The 14,195-nt window shown below is 72.8% G+C and carries 13 protein-coding genes and 2 pseudogenes; 8 read left to right on the top strand and 7 right to left on the bottom strand.

Annotated elements, in window-relative coordinates:
• Positions 1-11 precede the first annotated feature (11 nt).
• From ABTZ91_RS09005 to ABTZ91_RS08990, 4 genes and pseudogenes are all read right to left on the bottom strand, one after another.
• On the bottom strand, positions 12-596 hold the full coding sequence (locus ABTZ91_RS09005; protein ID WP_352076472.1) for a methyltransferase domain-containing protein: 585 nt from the start codon (positions 594-596) through the stop codon (positions 12-14).
• Entirely contained in the window at positions 593-799 is a 207-nt protein-coding gene (locus ABTZ91_RS09000) for a hypothetical protein (RefSeq protein WP_352076471.1), read from the bottom strand. The genes ABTZ91_RS09005 and ABTZ91_RS09000 overlap by 4 nt, the downstream gene beginning before the upstream one ends.
• Positions 800-801: 2 nt before the next feature.
• Positions 802-1,982 (bottom strand): annotated as a pseudogene (locus ABTZ91_RS08995) (ABC transporter); the annotation flags it as partial.
• Between the two features lie 422 nt (positions 1,983-2,404).
• Positions 2,405-2,848: a MarR family transcriptional regulator gene (locus tag ABTZ91_RS08990; RefSeq protein WP_352076470.1), complete on the bottom strand. Its 444-nt coding sequence runs from the start codon at positions 2,846-2,848 to the stop codon at positions 2,405-2,407.
• A 103-nt stretch (positions 2,849-2,951) separates the two neighbouring features.
• On the opposite strand from ABTZ91_RS08990, the gene ABTZ91_RS08985 reads away from it, so the two are divergent.
• From ABTZ91_RS08985 to ABTZ91_RS08955, 7 genes and pseudogenes are all read left to right on the top strand, one after another.
• Entirely contained in the window at positions 2,952-3,512 is a 561-nt protein-coding gene (locus ABTZ91_RS08985; protein WP_352076469.1) for a quercetin 2,3-dioxygenase, read from the top strand.
• Between the two features lie 22 nt (positions 3,513-3,534).
• Positions 3,535-3,663: pseudogene (locus tag ABTZ91_RS08980) on the top strand (DUF1427 family protein); the annotation flags it as partial.
• Between the two features lie 43 nt (positions 3,664-3,706).
• On the top strand, positions 3,707-3,892 hold the full coding sequence (locus ABTZ91_RS08975; protein WP_352076693.1) for a prolyl oligopeptidase family serine peptidase: 186 nt from the start codon (positions 3,707-3,709) through the stop codon (positions 3,890-3,892).
• A 215-nt stretch (positions 3,893-4,107) separates the two neighbouring features.
• Entirely contained in the window at positions 4,108-5,361 is a 1,254-nt protein-coding gene (locus ABTZ91_RS08970) for an MFS transporter (protein ID WP_352076468.1), read from the top strand.
• A 31-nt stretch (positions 5,362-5,392) separates the two neighbouring features.
• Complete coding sequence (locus tag ABTZ91_RS08965) at positions 5,393-7,171, top strand: glycoside hydrolase family 3 N-terminal domain-containing protein (RefSeq protein ID WP_352076467.1); 1,779 nt, start codon at positions 5,393-5,395, stop codon at positions 7,169-7,171.
• Between the two features lie 115 nt (positions 7,172-7,286).
• Complete coding sequence (gene surE, locus ABTZ91_RS08960) at positions 7,287-8,396, top strand: 5'/3'-nucleotidase SurE (RefSeq protein WP_352076466.1); 1,110 nt, start codon at positions 7,287-7,289, stop codon at positions 8,394-8,396.
• An 80-nt stretch (positions 8,397-8,476) separates the two neighbouring features.
• Positions 8,477-9,328 carry a DUF72 domain-containing protein gene (locus ABTZ91_RS08955; RefSeq protein ID WP_352076465.1) on the top strand — a complete coding sequence of 284 codons (852 nt, stop codon included), beginning with the start codon at positions 8,477-8,479 and terminating at the stop codon, positions 9,326-9,328.
• A gap of 100 nt (positions 9,329-9,428) precedes the next feature.
• Here ABTZ91_RS08955 and ABTZ91_RS08950 read toward each other — a convergent pair whose 3' ends face one another.
• Both ABTZ91_RS08950 and ABTZ91_RS08945 read right to left on the bottom strand, forming a co-directional pair.
• A complete protein-coding gene (locus tag ABTZ91_RS08950; protein WP_352076464.1) occupies positions 9,429-9,836 on the bottom strand; it encodes an FKBP-type peptidyl-prolyl cis-trans isomerase in 408 nt (135 codons plus the stop codon).
• Positions 9,837-9,931: 95 nt separating this feature from the next.
• Positions 9,932-11,161 carry an acyl-CoA dehydrogenase family protein gene (locus tag ABTZ91_RS08945; protein ID WP_352076463.1) on the bottom strand — a complete coding sequence of 410 codons (1,230 nt, stop codon included), beginning with the start codon at positions 11,159-11,161 and terminating at the stop codon, positions 9,932-9,934.
• A gap of 160 nt (positions 11,162-11,321) precedes the next feature.
• Between ABTZ91_RS08945 and ABTZ91_RS08940 the strand changes: the two genes are divergently transcribed.
• Positions 11,322-11,966 (top strand): TetR/AcrR family transcriptional regulator, encoded by a 645-nt coding sequence (locus ABTZ91_RS08940; RefSeq protein WP_352076462.1) that lies wholly within the window; start codon positions 11,322-11,324, stop codon positions 11,964-11,966.
• A 74-nt stretch (positions 11,967-12,040) separates the two neighbouring features.
• Here the strand turns inward: ABTZ91_RS08940 and ABTZ91_RS08935 are convergent, their stop codons facing one another.
• Positions 12,041-14,182, bottom strand: coding sequence for a SpoIIE family protein phosphatase (locus ABTZ91_RS08935; RefSeq protein ID WP_352076461.1), 2,142 nt, complete (start codon positions 14,180-14,182; stop codon positions 12,041-12,043).
• Positions 14,183-14,195: the final 13 nt, after the last annotated feature.

The following is a 14,195-nucleotide window of genomic DNA, read 5'->3' as shown; positions in this document are numbered from 1 at the left end:
TGGGGTTCGGATCAGGGCCGCAGGGCGTAGCAGCGCAGGACGTCGAGGTCGGCGGTGCGCACGACGGACCAGCCGGTCGTGAGCAGTTCGGCGTCCGCCGGAGAGATGCCGAGTTCGAGGAGGCCCGGGTCGGTGGTCGTGCGGCGGTCGGCGATCCCGGTGACGACCCAGAAGGTGCCGCCGGGCGTCAGGAGTCGGCGGACGCGGTCGAGGAAGCCGGGCTTGTCGTCCATCCACCGGTAGACCAGGCGGCAGGTGAGGAGGGCGTAGGCCGTGTACGGGAGGGCGCTGAGGTCGTCGGTGGTGATGTCCGCGCGCTGCCAGGTCGGCCCGGGTCCGTCGTCCTGGTCGGCGGCGAGCGCGAGTGCGCTGGGGGAGCAGTCGACGCCGGTCGTGCGGTAGCCGAGCTCGTGGTGGAGGTGGCGGGCGAGACTGCCGTCGCCGCTGCCGATGTCGAGGGCGGGGCGGCCCTTGCCGGGTCCGAGGTGCCCGGCCATCAGCTGCTTCTCGGCCTCGCACAGCTGCCGGTAGCGGCGGCCGGCGGCCCAGAGCGGCTCCCAGTAGGCGGGGCTCGCGGTGGACGAGGTGGTGGTCATGGTGTTCCTTCTCGGGCGTGCGGCACGGCCGCGGGGGCGGACAGGACGGGCATGGTTCGCAGAGCGCGTACGGGTGAGGCCACGAACAGGAGGACCGGCACGGCCTGGAGGAGGGCGCCGACGGCGAGGACGGTCGGCACGTCCAGGACGAGCACGAGAGCGCCGGCGGTCGCGGCGGCCAGGGGGCGGCTTCCGGCGGTCACCGTGGCGCCACCGGCAGCACATCGGAACCGCGCGAGGCCGTCATCGCCTGCCCGTGGGCGTTGTCGAGGAAGTTCTGCCAGTCCTGCACGTACCAGCCCGTGCGCACCAGCCGGGCCCCGCCGTTGATGATGCCGCGTACGGAGCCGGTGGCCGTCTGCAGGGCGAAGACCGCGCCGCCCCCGGCGGCCAGGTCATCCGGCCGGAGACCAGGAGCCACAGCAGCGTCACCCACACCGCCGCCGACGCCACTCCGCCGGCCGCCGCCCCGACCAGGCCCATCCAGGCCCCGGTGCCGGCCGCCTTGCGCTCGGCGGCGTTGACCGACGCGGCGAGACGCCGGTAGCGGCCGAGGAGGAACGGGCCGGCCAGGCAGGCCCGCATCTCCTCGCTGGACTCCATGTACGACATGTGCCAGCGCAGCTTGTGCAGCATCCGGCGGCGCCCCGACGTCTCCAGGCCCGCCAGGTACACCACCCGCGCCGCCCGCACGTACGCGGCGGCCTGTGGCAGGCACGCCAGGAGCAGCAGGGGAAGCAGAAGGGGGTGGATCACGGCGAGGACGGTCGCTCCGGCGGCGAGGCTCGCGGTGGCGGCCAGGACGTCCTGGGCCTCCTCCACGAGGTCGGGGGTGACCTGGGCGCCGCGGTCGGCGATGTCGTACGAGTCGTTGTAGCCCGGCTTGTTGTTCGCCGCGGCCTCCGCGCCGAGCGCCGCCTCGACCATGCTCACCTCCGCGGCCCGGGCGAGCACCGGGCGCAGCCGGCCGGTCAGCCACGTGACGGTGATGCCCAGCAGGGCACGCAGGCCGGTGGCCGCGGCGATCACGGCCAGCTGCGGAGCCGCCTCACGCAGCCGCTCGGTGATGTCACCGGAGGCGATCAGCGCGGTGAGCGTCCCGGTGACGGCGAACAGGCCCAGAGCGGCCAGCACGCCGGACCCGATCTGACACGCCAGCAGCTCGGCCGTCGCACCCCGGTCCACCTGCCAGGCCATGGCCAACGAGCGCCCGACCAACAAGGGCAGGCGCCGGGCCATCGTGGCAGTCGTCATCTGCTCGCCGGCCCGCAGCCGGGACTCGTCCCGGAACCGGAACTCCTCCTCCTGCACGGTGTTCGCGCTCTCCGGGGGCGTTCCCTCGGCTTCGCCTGCGCTCGCCTGCTCGGATGTGCTTTCCACGGTCAAGCTGTCCCCCTGTCTCGTGGGCGGGGCCGGTTCGCGAGGCTCAACGAGCCAGCCGGGATATCGAACGTGTGTATTTCGGTCGAGCAGGAAACCCCGGGATGGCGCGGGCGACGGAGCGTGAAGGATGCATCGATCCGCCTCTCGCAACAGCAGTGCGAAGAGAGGGGGTTGGCCGAAACGCCGATGGAGCGGCTGCGGGCCGCGCGCCGGGCGTGCCGGACCTCATTCCGCCCGCGCGGCTGAGGGCCGCCGCCCGCACGCCGTCCTGCACGCCTCACCCGGGTCCTGGGGTGGGCGCGCCTCACCGGAGGCGCGTGCGTCTGGGGGGCTCGTTGGGGACCACACCGGGTCCGCGACGTCGAACGGCGCAGGCGTAGATGCGCGCCGTGCGACCGGATCTTGTCTGCTTGGGGCCGACGCCGTCAGGGCGCTTCCACCAGGGGCGGTTCCCCCAGAGGGAGGGTCAGCGCCGCGCGCAGGGCGGCGACGGCGTCGGCGCCGATGCGGTCCGACAGGACGCCTTCGATGACCTCGAGGGTGTCCTGGGCGCGCCGGTGCACGCGCGCGCCTTCGGTGGTGGGGCGGATCAGGCGGCTGCGGGCGGAGGCGGGATCCGGCGCCTGCTCCAGCAGTCCCATGCCGATGAGGGCGTGCACGGCCTGGTGGGCGGTCTGCCGGGTGACGCCCATCCGGCGGGCGAGCTCCGCGATCGTGGTGCCGTCTTCGTCGAGGGCGGCGAACACGGCCGCCTGGCCGACGGTGACCGGCTGCTCGCCGGCGGCCCGCATGCTGGCCAGCAGCGCGTCGTCGAACCAGCGCTTGGCCTCGGCGAGCAGCTGGGGCAGATTGCGCGGAGGGGTGGTCATGGCTCCTCACGGGACGGGGCTTCGAGCATAACGACCGTACGGGGACCTCCCGCCGTGAATGTCAGGTAGCCTGACGTTCGTTGTCGTCCCGCCGGAGGTCCCCATGACCATGGAGTTCGCCCGTCCCCGCCGCCCGCGCTCGCACATCCCGGCCGAGCCGGGGAAGCCGTACTTCATCGAGAAGGGCATGGGCGACCGCGCCCACCTCTTCACCGACCTGGTCACCGTCTACGCGGGCGGCGAACAGACCGAGAACGCCTTCAACTTCTTCACCGTCGAGGGCCCGAGGGGCGAGGTGATCCCGGCCCACGTCCACTCCGACACGTACGAGGTCTTCTACCTCACCGACGGTGCCGTACGGCTGTTCGTCGAGGACCTGGAGGGCGAGCAGCACGAGAGGCTGCTCACGGCCGGCGACTTCGGTTTCGTGCCGAAGGACTGCCCGCACGCCTACCGCATCGAGCGCCACCACAGCCGGGTCGTCGGCGTGGCCGCCGGACCCGGCGGCACCTTCGAGCGGTTCTTCGAGACCCTCGGCGTCCCCACCGAGGAACTCGGCCTGCCGTCCGAGCCGTACGTACCCGCACCGCACAAGTTCGCCACCGTGCCCCAGCGGTACGACGTGCGCTTCCTGCCCGACCACCAGTGGCGCTCCGGGAGTTGATCCCGCGCCGTACGTCCGGACTCCGCGGGCCGGGGTGTTGGTCGGCATCCTCTATGCGGCGCTGCGGGTGAAAGCCCCCGCGCCCCCGCTGATCGCCCTGTCCGGCCTGCTCGCCATGGTCGCCGGGCAGAGCGCCCTCGGGCCGCTGTGACCGCCGCGCGCCGGGCCCGCCCGTCCGGGGTCGCCCGCCGGGCCTGGCCCGCGACGCGAGCCCGGTCACCCATGTGCACGCCGGCGCGCCGCCGTTCCTCGTCCTGCACGGCACCGCGGACACCCTCATCCCGCTCGCTCAGGGCGAGCACCTGACGGGCGCCCTCCGCCGGGCCGGCGCCCGCCTACCGTCCCGATCACGCGCAGCCATCGGCTCGACCGCCCTGTGAGCTCCCGCCTCCTGAACGCACGACGTCCTGCGTCAGCCAGGCGATTCTCGGTCGACCTCTAGGCGGGAAGCTGCCGGGCTGTTATACAAAGGGCACCGATTGACACGTGTAACTTCCTCGGATCGCCTCTCACGGTCCCACCCTCTGCCGTGCCGCGACCGCGCGTCCCCACCCCTCCCCGTACCGGGGCTCAGCTGTGCTTCAAGGAGGCCGTCATGAGGAGACCCGAGATCCGGATTCCGCCGCAGGAGACACCGGCCGCCCGCTCCGGCGGCGGGCCCCTGGGGCGGCTGCTCGTCCTGCTCGCCGTCGGGAACACGGCGATGTTCATGGTCTACATGGGTGTCGGCCAGGTGCTGCTGCCCGTGCAGGTGGAACTGCTGGACCCGGCGGAGAAGGTCGCCAACCTCGGTTTGGTCTCCGGCGTCTCCGCGGTCTTCGCCACGCTCTTCAATCCACTGGCCGGACTGCTGTCGGACCGCTCCCGGCGACGCAATCCGTGGATCCTGGGCGGCGGTCTCGCCGCCCTGGGCGCGCTCGCCCTGCTGGGCGCGATGCGCACCCTGCTGCTCGTCACCATCGGCTGGTGCCTGGTGCAGGCGATGATGAACATCTACCAGGCCGCCATCACCGCCGTCGTCCCCGACCGCGTCCCGGTCGAGCGCCGGGGCCTCGCCTCCGCGATGGTCGGCATCGGCACCCCGCTCGGCGTGATCGCCGGCGTCACCCTCGCCGCCGCCTTCGTTCCCGACGGCATACGCACCGGCTACCTGGCCCTGGGCGCGGTGATCGCCGTGGTGGCCGTACTGTTCACGGCGCTGGTGCGCGAGCAGCGCCTTCCCGCTCGGGAGCCGGTACCGCTGCGCCGGCAGCTCGCGGCCTTCGGTACGGCCCTGAAGGCGGGCGACTTCCGCTGGGCGTTCACCGGCCGGTTCCTGATGATGCTCGGCTACTTCATGGTCACGCTCTTCCAGCTGTACGTCCTGCAGGACCACATCAGCCTTCCCCCGGAGGTCGGACCGGCCGTGGCCATGGCGATCCTCTCCCCGGTCAACGCCGTGTGCATGCTGCTGGCGACGGTCGTCGGCGGGCTGCTGTCCGACCGGATGGGACGGCGCAAGCCGTTCATCGCGGTCTCCTGCGCCCTCACCGCGATCGGCATGCTGATCCCGGTGGCCAGTCCCACCTGGACGGGCATGATCGCCTTCGCGGTCGTCACCGGGCTGTCGTTCGGCTGCTTCATGGCGGTGGACACGGCCCTGGTCACCCTGGTCCTGCCCAGCGCCGACGACGCGGCCCGCGACATGGGCGTCCTCAACATCGCCAACGCCGGCCCCCAGATCATCGGCCCGTTCCTGGCCTCCCTGGTCGTCGCCTCACTCGGCGGCTACAACGCCCTGTTCGCCGCGGGCGCGCTGATCACCGTCGTCGGGGCCCTGTCCGTCGTCCCGATCCGCGGCGTGCGCTGACCCCGCCGGCCCGCCCACCTGGAGAGCACCCATGATTCCCGCACCGCGCAACGACGGTCATCCCTACCAGAACCCCTCCCTGCCCGTGGAGGAGCGGGTCGCCGATCTCCTGTCCCGGATGACCCTGGAGGAGAAGGCCGGTCAGATGTTCCACACCATGCTCCCCCTGCACGACGACGGCCGCCCCGTCGAGGCGGGCGACGAGACGGCCGTGATCCCCGCCGACACCAGTGGCCTGATCGGGGCGAAGCTGCTGAGCCACTTCAACCTGCTGGGCGGCTCCGGGCCGCGGCAGATGGCCGAGTGGCACAACGCGGTCCAGGAGCTGGCCGCCGCCACCCGGCTCGGCATCCCGGTCACCGTCTCCACCGACCCGCGCCACTCCTTCACCACCAACATCGGCGCCTCGTTCAGCGCCGGAGCGTTCTCCGCCTGGCCCGAGCCGACCGGCCTGGCCGCCGTCCGCGACCCCGGACTCGTCCACCGGTTCGCCGACATCGCCCGCCGCGAATACCTCGCCGTCGGCCTGCGCGTGGCCCTGCACCCGCAGATCGACCTGGCCACCGAGCCCCGCTGGGCGCGCCAGTCGGGCACCTTCGGTGCCGACGCCACCCTCACGAGCGAGCTGGTGCAGGCGTACATCCGCGGCTTCCAGGGCGACGTCCTCGGCCCGGACAGCGTGGCCACCATGGTCAAGCACTTCCCCGGCGGCGGTCCGCAGAAGGACGGCGAGGACCCGCACTTCCCCCACGGCAAGGAGCAGGTCTACCCGGGTGGCATGCGGGACCACCACCTGGAGCCGTTCAAGGCGGCCATCGCCGCCGGAGCGTCCCAGATGATGCCGTACTACGGACAGCCCATCGGCACCGACTGGGAGGAGGTCGGCTTCGGCTTCAACAAGGACGTCGTCACCGGCCTGCTCCGTGAGGAGCTCGGCTTCGACGGCATCGTCTGCACCGACTGGGGCCTGCTCACCGACGCCCCCGTCTTCGGCGAGCCGCAGCAGGCCCGCGCCTGGGGCGTCGAACACCTCATCCTCGCCGAGCGCGCCGCCAAGGCCCTGGACTCCGGTGTGGACCAGTTCGGCGGCGAAGCCTGCCCCGAGGTCGTCGTCGAGCTCGTCCGCTCCGGCCGCATCAGCGAGGAGCGCGTCGACGCCTCCGTACGCCGCCTGCTCCGCGAGAAGTTCGTCCTCGGCCTCTTCGACCAGCCGTACGTCGACCCGGACCTGGCCGAAGAGATCGTCGGTGCCGGTGAGTTCCGCGCCGCGGGCGAGGCCGCCCAACGCCGCTCGCTCACCGTCCTGGTCAACCGCGACGCCACGCTGCCCGTCACCCGGCCGCGCCCGAAGCTGTACGTGGAGGGCATCGACGCTCACACCGCGGCCGCGTACGGGGACCCGGTCGACGCACCCGCCGAGGCCGACCTGGCCCTGCTGCGCCTGCACACCCCGTACGAGCACCGCGACAACGCGTTCGAGTCGCTGTTCCACACCGGCCGGCTGAACTTCACCGAGGAAGAGCTGGGGCCGATCCTCGCCGTCCTCGACGCGGTGCCGACCGTCGTCCTGCTCCACCTCGAACGGCCCGCCGCCATCCCCGAGATCGCCGAACGCGCCGCCGCGGTCGTCGCCGACTACGGCGCGAGCGACGCCGCCCTGCTCGACGTCACCTTCGGCCGTGCCAGGCCCGAGGGCCGCCTGCCGTACGAGCTCCCCCGCTCCATGGCCGCCGTCGAAGCCTCCCCGAGCGACGTGCCGAACAGCACCGCCGACCCGGTCTTCCCGTACGGGGCCGGGCTGTCCCTCTGAGCCGCCGGGGGCGGCGCTCACCCCGTCCCGCCCGCCGCCCCCGGTCCCGCCCCCACCTCCCACGCGCACCGCACACACCGTCCGACCGTCCGAGCCGCACCCGAGGACCGCAACCATGAACCGCACCCCGCACCGCAGACGTACGCTCCTCGCCCTCACGGCCACCGCCGCCCTCACCTGCACGGGCGTGGCCGCCTCCGCGACCGCCCCGGAATCCCGTCACTCCCGGGGGACCGGCCAGTCCCGGCCGCTCGCGGGACTGAAGGTCCTGCTCACCAACGACGACTCCATGCGGGCCGCGAAGTCCAACAACGCGGACGGCCTCGGTCTGTACGAGATCCGCAAGGCCCTGTGCGACGCCGGCGCCGACGTCGTCACCATCGCGCCCTGGCAGGTCCAGTCCGGCAAGGGCACGGCCGTCACCAACGGCGGCACGCTCTCCCTGAGCCACCGCACCCGGCTTCCCGCCGGATACGAGAACGACTGCTCCGGGGCCCCGTCGGGGGCACCCGTTCACGGCGTGTGCCTGGCCACCGGACCGTGCGGCCCCGACTCGCCCAGCGCCACCCCCACGGACACCGTCAAGTTCGCCCTGCGCGGGGGCCTCGCCGCCAAGGCCGGCTGGAAGACCGGACCCGACCTGGTCGTCACCGGCATCAACTCCGGCCCCAACGTCAGCGCCCAGGTCAACGACTCCGGCACCGTCGGCGCCGCGCTCGCCGCCCTCGACGAGGGCGTCCCCGCCGTCGCCTTCTCCTCGTCCGGTGACGCGAGCCAGCTGAACTTTCCGGTCGCCAACTACCGGGCGCACGCCCGCTTCGCCGCGGGGTTCCTCGGCGGGCTGCGCGAGCGGGAAATGTTCACCGACCGCTTCGCGCTCAAGGTCGACTACCCGGACGTGAGCGCCGGGCAGAAGGCCAAGCCCCCGGTATGGACGAGCGTCGGCCACGGCAAGGTCGTCTGGCACGCCTACGAGGCCCGCACGCCGGGCGAAACGGGCGGTGACCTCTTCGACATCACCCTCGGCGTCTGCGACGACGAGCCGACCAGCGCCTGCACCGAGACCGTCAGGGACGCCGACTCCACCGCCCTGCTCGGCCGGGGTCACATCGCCGTCGCTCCCGTCACCGCCGACCGCACCTACGGAGTCAGGACCAGCGCTGCCGGGCAGCGGGACCTGGCCCGCCTGGAGTGGTACGTCGAGCACCACGCTCCGCGTTCCTGACCCGGACCGGCCGTGCGCGGACCGACCGGCTCTCGGAGCGCTTTCCCGGGTAGACGGGCCGCGAGGAAAGGACGGCCGGTATGGGCGAGTTGTCGATCGGGACCTGTTCGTGGACGGACAAGGCGCTGGTGGCGAGCGGGTGGTACCCGCCCGGGCGGCGTGACCCGGAGGGGAGGCTGCGGCACTACGCCGAACGCTTCTCCGTCGTGGAGGTCGACGCCGGCTACTACGCTCTCCCCAGCGTGCGCAACAGTCTGCTGTGGAGCGAACGCACGCCGCCGGGCTTCCGGTTCGACGTCAAGGCGTTCTCCCTCCTCACCGGCCACCCGACCCGCAAGACCGCCCTGCCCGCCGACCTGCGCGGCCACGCCCTCGGCGACCCGGAGCTGCTCGACGAGGTCTGGCACCGTTTCGGCGCGGCCCTGCGGCCCCTGGACGAGTCCGGTCGGCTGGGCGCCGTACTGTTCCAGTTCCCGCCGTGGTTCCGTCCGGGCGCGCGGGCGGAGACCGTGCTCCATGCCACCAGGAAGCGGGCGTACCAGTGGCCGGTGGCCGTGGAGTTCCGCCATCCCGACTGGTGGCGCGAGGACCTGCGGGAGCGCACGGCCGCCCTGCTCAGGGACCTGGACGCCACCGCGGTGGCCGTCGACACGGTCCAAGGGCTGCCCGGCTCGATGCCCGCCGTCACACCCGTCACGTCCCCGAGGCTCGCGGTGGTCCGCTTTCACGGCCGTAGCGCCGCCTGGGGGACCGGAAGCAAGGAGGACCGTTTCCGCCATACCTACACGCGGGAGGAACTGGCCGCCTGGCTCCCGCGCCTGCGCGCCCTGGCGGACCGGACCGAGCAGCTGCACGTCCTGTTCAACAACTGCTGCGGTGACGCCGCGGTACGCGCCGCCGAGACGCTGCGCGACCTGCTGGAGGGGTCCTGAGGCGTCTCCTCCGTGACAGGGCGGCCTTCGTACGTCTCCGAGCCCCGCGCCGCGCCGGTCGCGGGGACGCCGGCCGCTCTCAGGACGTGCTGCTCCGCTCTCAGGACGTGCTGCTCCATCCGGCGGCACCGGAGTACGAGTCGAGCAGGTCCACCACGAAGACCAGGGTCGAGTGCGCCGGGATGGACGGTGAGGGCGACTCCTTGCCGTAGCCGAGACGCGGAGGAACGACGATCTCGCGCCGGCCGCCGACCCTCATCCCCCGCACGCCCCGGTCCATGCCCTTGATGACCCTGCCGCCGCCCACGGTGAACTTGAACGGCTCGCCGCGGTCCCAGGACGCGTCGAACTGCGTTCCGGACTCGAAGGTCACCCCTACGTAGTGCACCCGGACCACCATGCCCGGCTTCACCTCGGGCCCGTCCCCGACGACCAGGTCGCGGATGGTCAGCTCGGTGGGAGCGGCACCCTTCGGAACGTCGACCTCGGGCTTCGTCTGCTCACTCATCACAGCCTCATCGCTCTCTGCCGGCACTCGGCACTCGGCGCCCGGCCCCGGCGCCCGGCACGGACCGGCCGGACACAGGGATTCTCCCCGGCAGCCTATGCCGGTCGCGTGCCGGCCCTCCGGCTGAGCTCGGCGCGGGCGACGGCGTTCCTGTGGACTTCGTCGGGGCCGTCGGCGAAGCGCAGGGAGCGGACGCCCGCGTAGGCGCGGGCGAGCGGGAAGTCCTGGGAGAGGCCGCCCGGTCCGTGGATCTGGATGGCCTTGTCGAGGATCCACTGGACCGTCCGGGGCGTGGCGATCGTGATGGTCTGGATCTCGGTGCGGGCGCCCTTGTCGCCGACGGTGTCCATCAGCCAGGCCGTCTTGAGCACCAGCAGGCGCAGTTGCTCGATCCGCACCCGGGACTCGGCGATCCAGTCGCGGATCACGCCCTGGCGGGCGAGCGGCCTGCCGGAGGCGACCCGTTCCTCGGCGCGGGCGCACATCAGCTCGATCGCCCGCTCGGCGACGCCGATGGAACGCATGCAGTGATGGATCCGCGCCGGGCCCAGCCGGGCCTGGGCGATCGCGCCTCCGTCGCCCTCCCGGCCGATGAGGTTCGCGGCCGGGACCCGTACGTCGTGGAAGACCATCTCGGCGTGGCCGCCGTGGTCGTGGTCGTCGTACCCGAAGACCTCCATGGCGCGCCTGATCTCCAGGCCGGGGGTGTCGCGGGGGACGAGGATCATCGACAGCCGCCGGTGGGGGTCGGCCTCGGGGTCGGTCCTGCCGACGACGAGGAACACCCGGGCGTTGGGGTTCATCGCTCCGGTGATCCACCACTTGCGGCCGTTGATCACGTAGTCGTCGCCGTCGCGGACGATCGAGGTGCTGAGGTCGGTGGCGTCGGAGGAGGCCACGTCCGGCTCCGTCATGGCGAAGGCGGAGCGGATCTCGCCGCGGAGCAGCGGCTCCAGCCACTCCTTGCGCTGGGCCTCGGTGCCGAAGAGGGACAGCACGTGCATGGTGCCGGTGTCCGGTGCCGCGCAGTTGAGGACGGCGGGCGCGAGTTCCGGGGAGCGGCCGGTGATCTCGGCGAGCGGCGCGTACTGCAGGTGGGTCAGCCCGCCGCCGTCGTCCCCGGGGAGGAAGAGGTTCCAGAGGCCGCGGCGGCGGGCCTCGGCCCGGAGCTCGCCGAGCACGGGGACGGAGTCCCAGGCCCAGCGGTCGTCGAGGGCCGCGAGCTGCTGCCCGAACACGCGCTCCGCCGCATGGACGTGGCTCCACATCAGGTCGAGCAGGTTCTCCCGGAGCAGCTCGGTGCGCGGGTCGAAGGCGAAGTGCATGATCAGTGGTCCTCGGGTGGGGCAGGCCGGCGTCGAGCGGGGCCGACGCCACGACGCACTGGAATCGATCTCGATTCGGATTCGAATCTAATGGTCGACCGGCGCCTGTCAATCCCGGGCCGGGTGAGAATCGGGAGTGTCACTGATACGATTCCGAATCGTGTTCGAGAAGAAATCGGAAGTCCCGTCCCCCACTCGCCCGACCGTGGTACAGCGCCGCGGTAAGGAGCGCAGGCGCGCCATCCTCGACGCGGCCGCGGAGCTGCTCGGCGAGAAGGGTTACGAGGCCGCCACCCTCAAGGCCATCGGTGAACGGGCGGGCATCCCGACCGCTTCCATGTACCACTACTTTCCCGACCGGCACCAGGTGGACGCGGAACTCCTGGAGCAGCACATGAGCGAGCTCGACGCGCTCATCGGCGCCGCCCTGGAAAACCCGCGGGCGCGGACGCTGGCCGAGGCCGTCGACATCCTGGTCGACCTCCATCTCGACTACTTCCGCGGGCACCCGAGCTGCACGGAACTGTGGTTCGCGGGACGCCACGACAGGCTCGACGACATGGTGCGCGCCTTCGACGAGACGCAGGCGGAGCGGCTGTGGCGGCACCTCGGGGAGCGCGGCCTCGTCTCCGCCGACACGCCCCTGCTCGCGGTCGTCCTCGCCTTCGAGGTCGGCACCCGGCTCTTCGACAGCGCGTTCCGGCGCTCGCCGGCCGGTGACGACGCCACGATCGCCGAAGCGCGCCGCCTCGTCACCGCCTACCTCCAGACGTACGCCCCCGAAGGGCCGGGGCGGCGCGGCTGATGCGCCGGGCCCAGGACGGGGCGGCCCGGCCGGGCGGCGGCGCGGGCGGTCGGTCCGTCGAGGGCCGCGCCTGCTCACTGGCGCGCCTGCTCCGCCCAGATGACCTTGCCCTCGCGGCTGTGGCGCGTGCCCCAGCGCTCGGCGAGCTGGGCGACGAGCAGCAGGCCGCGGCCGCCCTCGTCGAAGGTCCGGGCGCGGCGCATGTGCGGAGCCGTGCTGTTGGCGTCGAAGACCTCGCAGGTCAGGGCCGAGTCGAGGACGAGCCTCAACCGGACGGGGGGCCTGCCGTAGCGGATCGCGTTGGTCACCAGTTCGCTGACGATGAGTTCCGAGGTGAAGGCCAGCTCGTCGACGCCCCACGCGCCCAGCGTCTCGGCGGTGAAGCGGCGTGCTCCGGAGACCGCCGCCGGGTCCGACGGGAGGTCGAGGGTGGCGACGTGGCCGGGGTCGAGCGCCCGGGTCCGCGCGACCAGGAGGGCCACGTCGTCGGCGGGGCGCTCCGGGAGCAGCGTGGTCAACAGCCGTTCGCAGACCTCGTCCGGTGCCATCGCGGACCGTGAGGCCTGCGCGAGCGTGTCGCCCAGCAGGGCGAGCGAGACGTCGACGTCACGCTCACGGCTCTGCAGGAGGCCGTCGGTGCACAGGGCGAGCAGGCTGCCCTCCGGGAGCTCCCACTGGGCCGTCTCGAAGGGGAGTCCGCCCAGTCCCAGCGGCGGGCCGATCGGCAGGTCCGGGAAGCCGGCCGCCCCCGAAGCGGCCGGGGGCGGCGCCACGATCGGCGGGACGTGCCCGGCGCTGGCCAGGGTGCAGAGGCGGGTGGCGGGGTCGTAGACCGCGTACAGGCAGGTGGCGTTGAGCTCGCCGTCCTCGGGGGCCTCCTCCCGCTGGAGGCGGATCACCACGTCGTCCAGGTGGGTGAGCAGTTCGTCGGGCATCAGGTCGATGTCGGCGAAGGCGCGGACGGCGGTGCGCAGGCGGCCCATGGTGGCGGCGGCCTTCAGGCCGCGGCCGACGACGTCGCCCATGACGAGGGCGACACGGCCGCCGGACAGCGGGATCACGTCGTACCAGTCACCGCCCACGCCGGCCCCGGACCCGCTGGGAAGGTAGCGCGAGGCGGCATCGACGGCGGACTGTTCCACCGTGCCCTGCGGCAGCAGGCTGCGCTGGAGGGTCAGTGCCGTGGTGTGTTCGTGGGTGTAGCGGCGGGCGTTGTCGATGTACACCGCCGCCCGGGCCGCGATCTCCTGTGCGAGCAGGAGGTCGTCGTCGTCGAAGGGGGCGGCGGTGCGATCGCGGGCGAACTGTGCCAGGCCGAGGATCGCCCCGCGCGCGTGCAGGGGCAGCAGCAGGACGGAGTGGATGCCGAAGTCGGGCAGGCCGGGTGGCGCGGACGGAGTGGGAGCGCCGTCGGTCGCCGTGAGCCGCAGCAGGAGGGGCCGTCCGGTGGCCAGTGCCTCCGCCGGCGCGGAACGCGCCGGGTAGGTGTGTGTCCGGCCGGTGCCCACCGGGGAGTCCGGCGATGCGTCCAGGGCGGAACGCTGGGCGATGCGCCGCACCGTCGGTCTGTCCGTGGGCGGTTGCGGCCTTCCGCCGTGGAGTACGGAGTCGAGGAGGTCGACGGTGACGAGGTCGGCGAAGTGGTCCACGCCGACCTCGGCCAGCTCCTGGGCGGTGCGGGCGGTGTCGAGAGTGGTCCCGATCCGTCGGCTCGCCTCGTCGGTCAGCATGAGCCTGCGCTGCATCCGCCGGTCGCGTACCTCCTGGTAGGCGGTGACCACCCGCTCCGAGTTGTGGTCGACGTACTCGAACGCCGTCGCGATCAGCCGGAGGGTCGCCGCGTGGATCAGCCGCTGGTCGTCGCTGAGCCGGGCGGCTTCCTGGGTGAGCAGCTGGAGCAGGGTCAGGTGCCCGAGGCGGTAGGCACGGAGCAGGGTGCTGAGCGGTACGCCCCCCTCGGCGAACGCGCGGGCCAGTTCCACGGCGGCGGGAGGTGGCGGCGCCTCGGTCGCGGCGCGGCCGTGCTCCAGGACGTCGAGGACGGCGGTGACGTGGTCGGCCGTCTCGCCCATCGCGCGCCGAGCGAGGTCCTCGTGCTGCCACAGCTGCGGCAGCTCGCCGCGCATGCGCCGCATGAGGAGCTCGGCCCACTGCTGCGAGCTCGGCCTCACGTCACGTGCCAGGCGGCTGAGGAACGCGGAGACGTCCTTCTCCATGAGTGAAACGTAT

This window comes from Streptomyces sp. NPDC126499 (assembly GCF_040302485.1).
Lineage (GTDB): Bacteria > Actinomycetota > Actinomycetes > Streptomycetales > Streptomycetaceae > Streptomyces.
The sequence above is the reverse complement of the archived record's forward strand: the minus strand, read 5'-3'. Positions and strand labels throughout refer to the sequence as shown.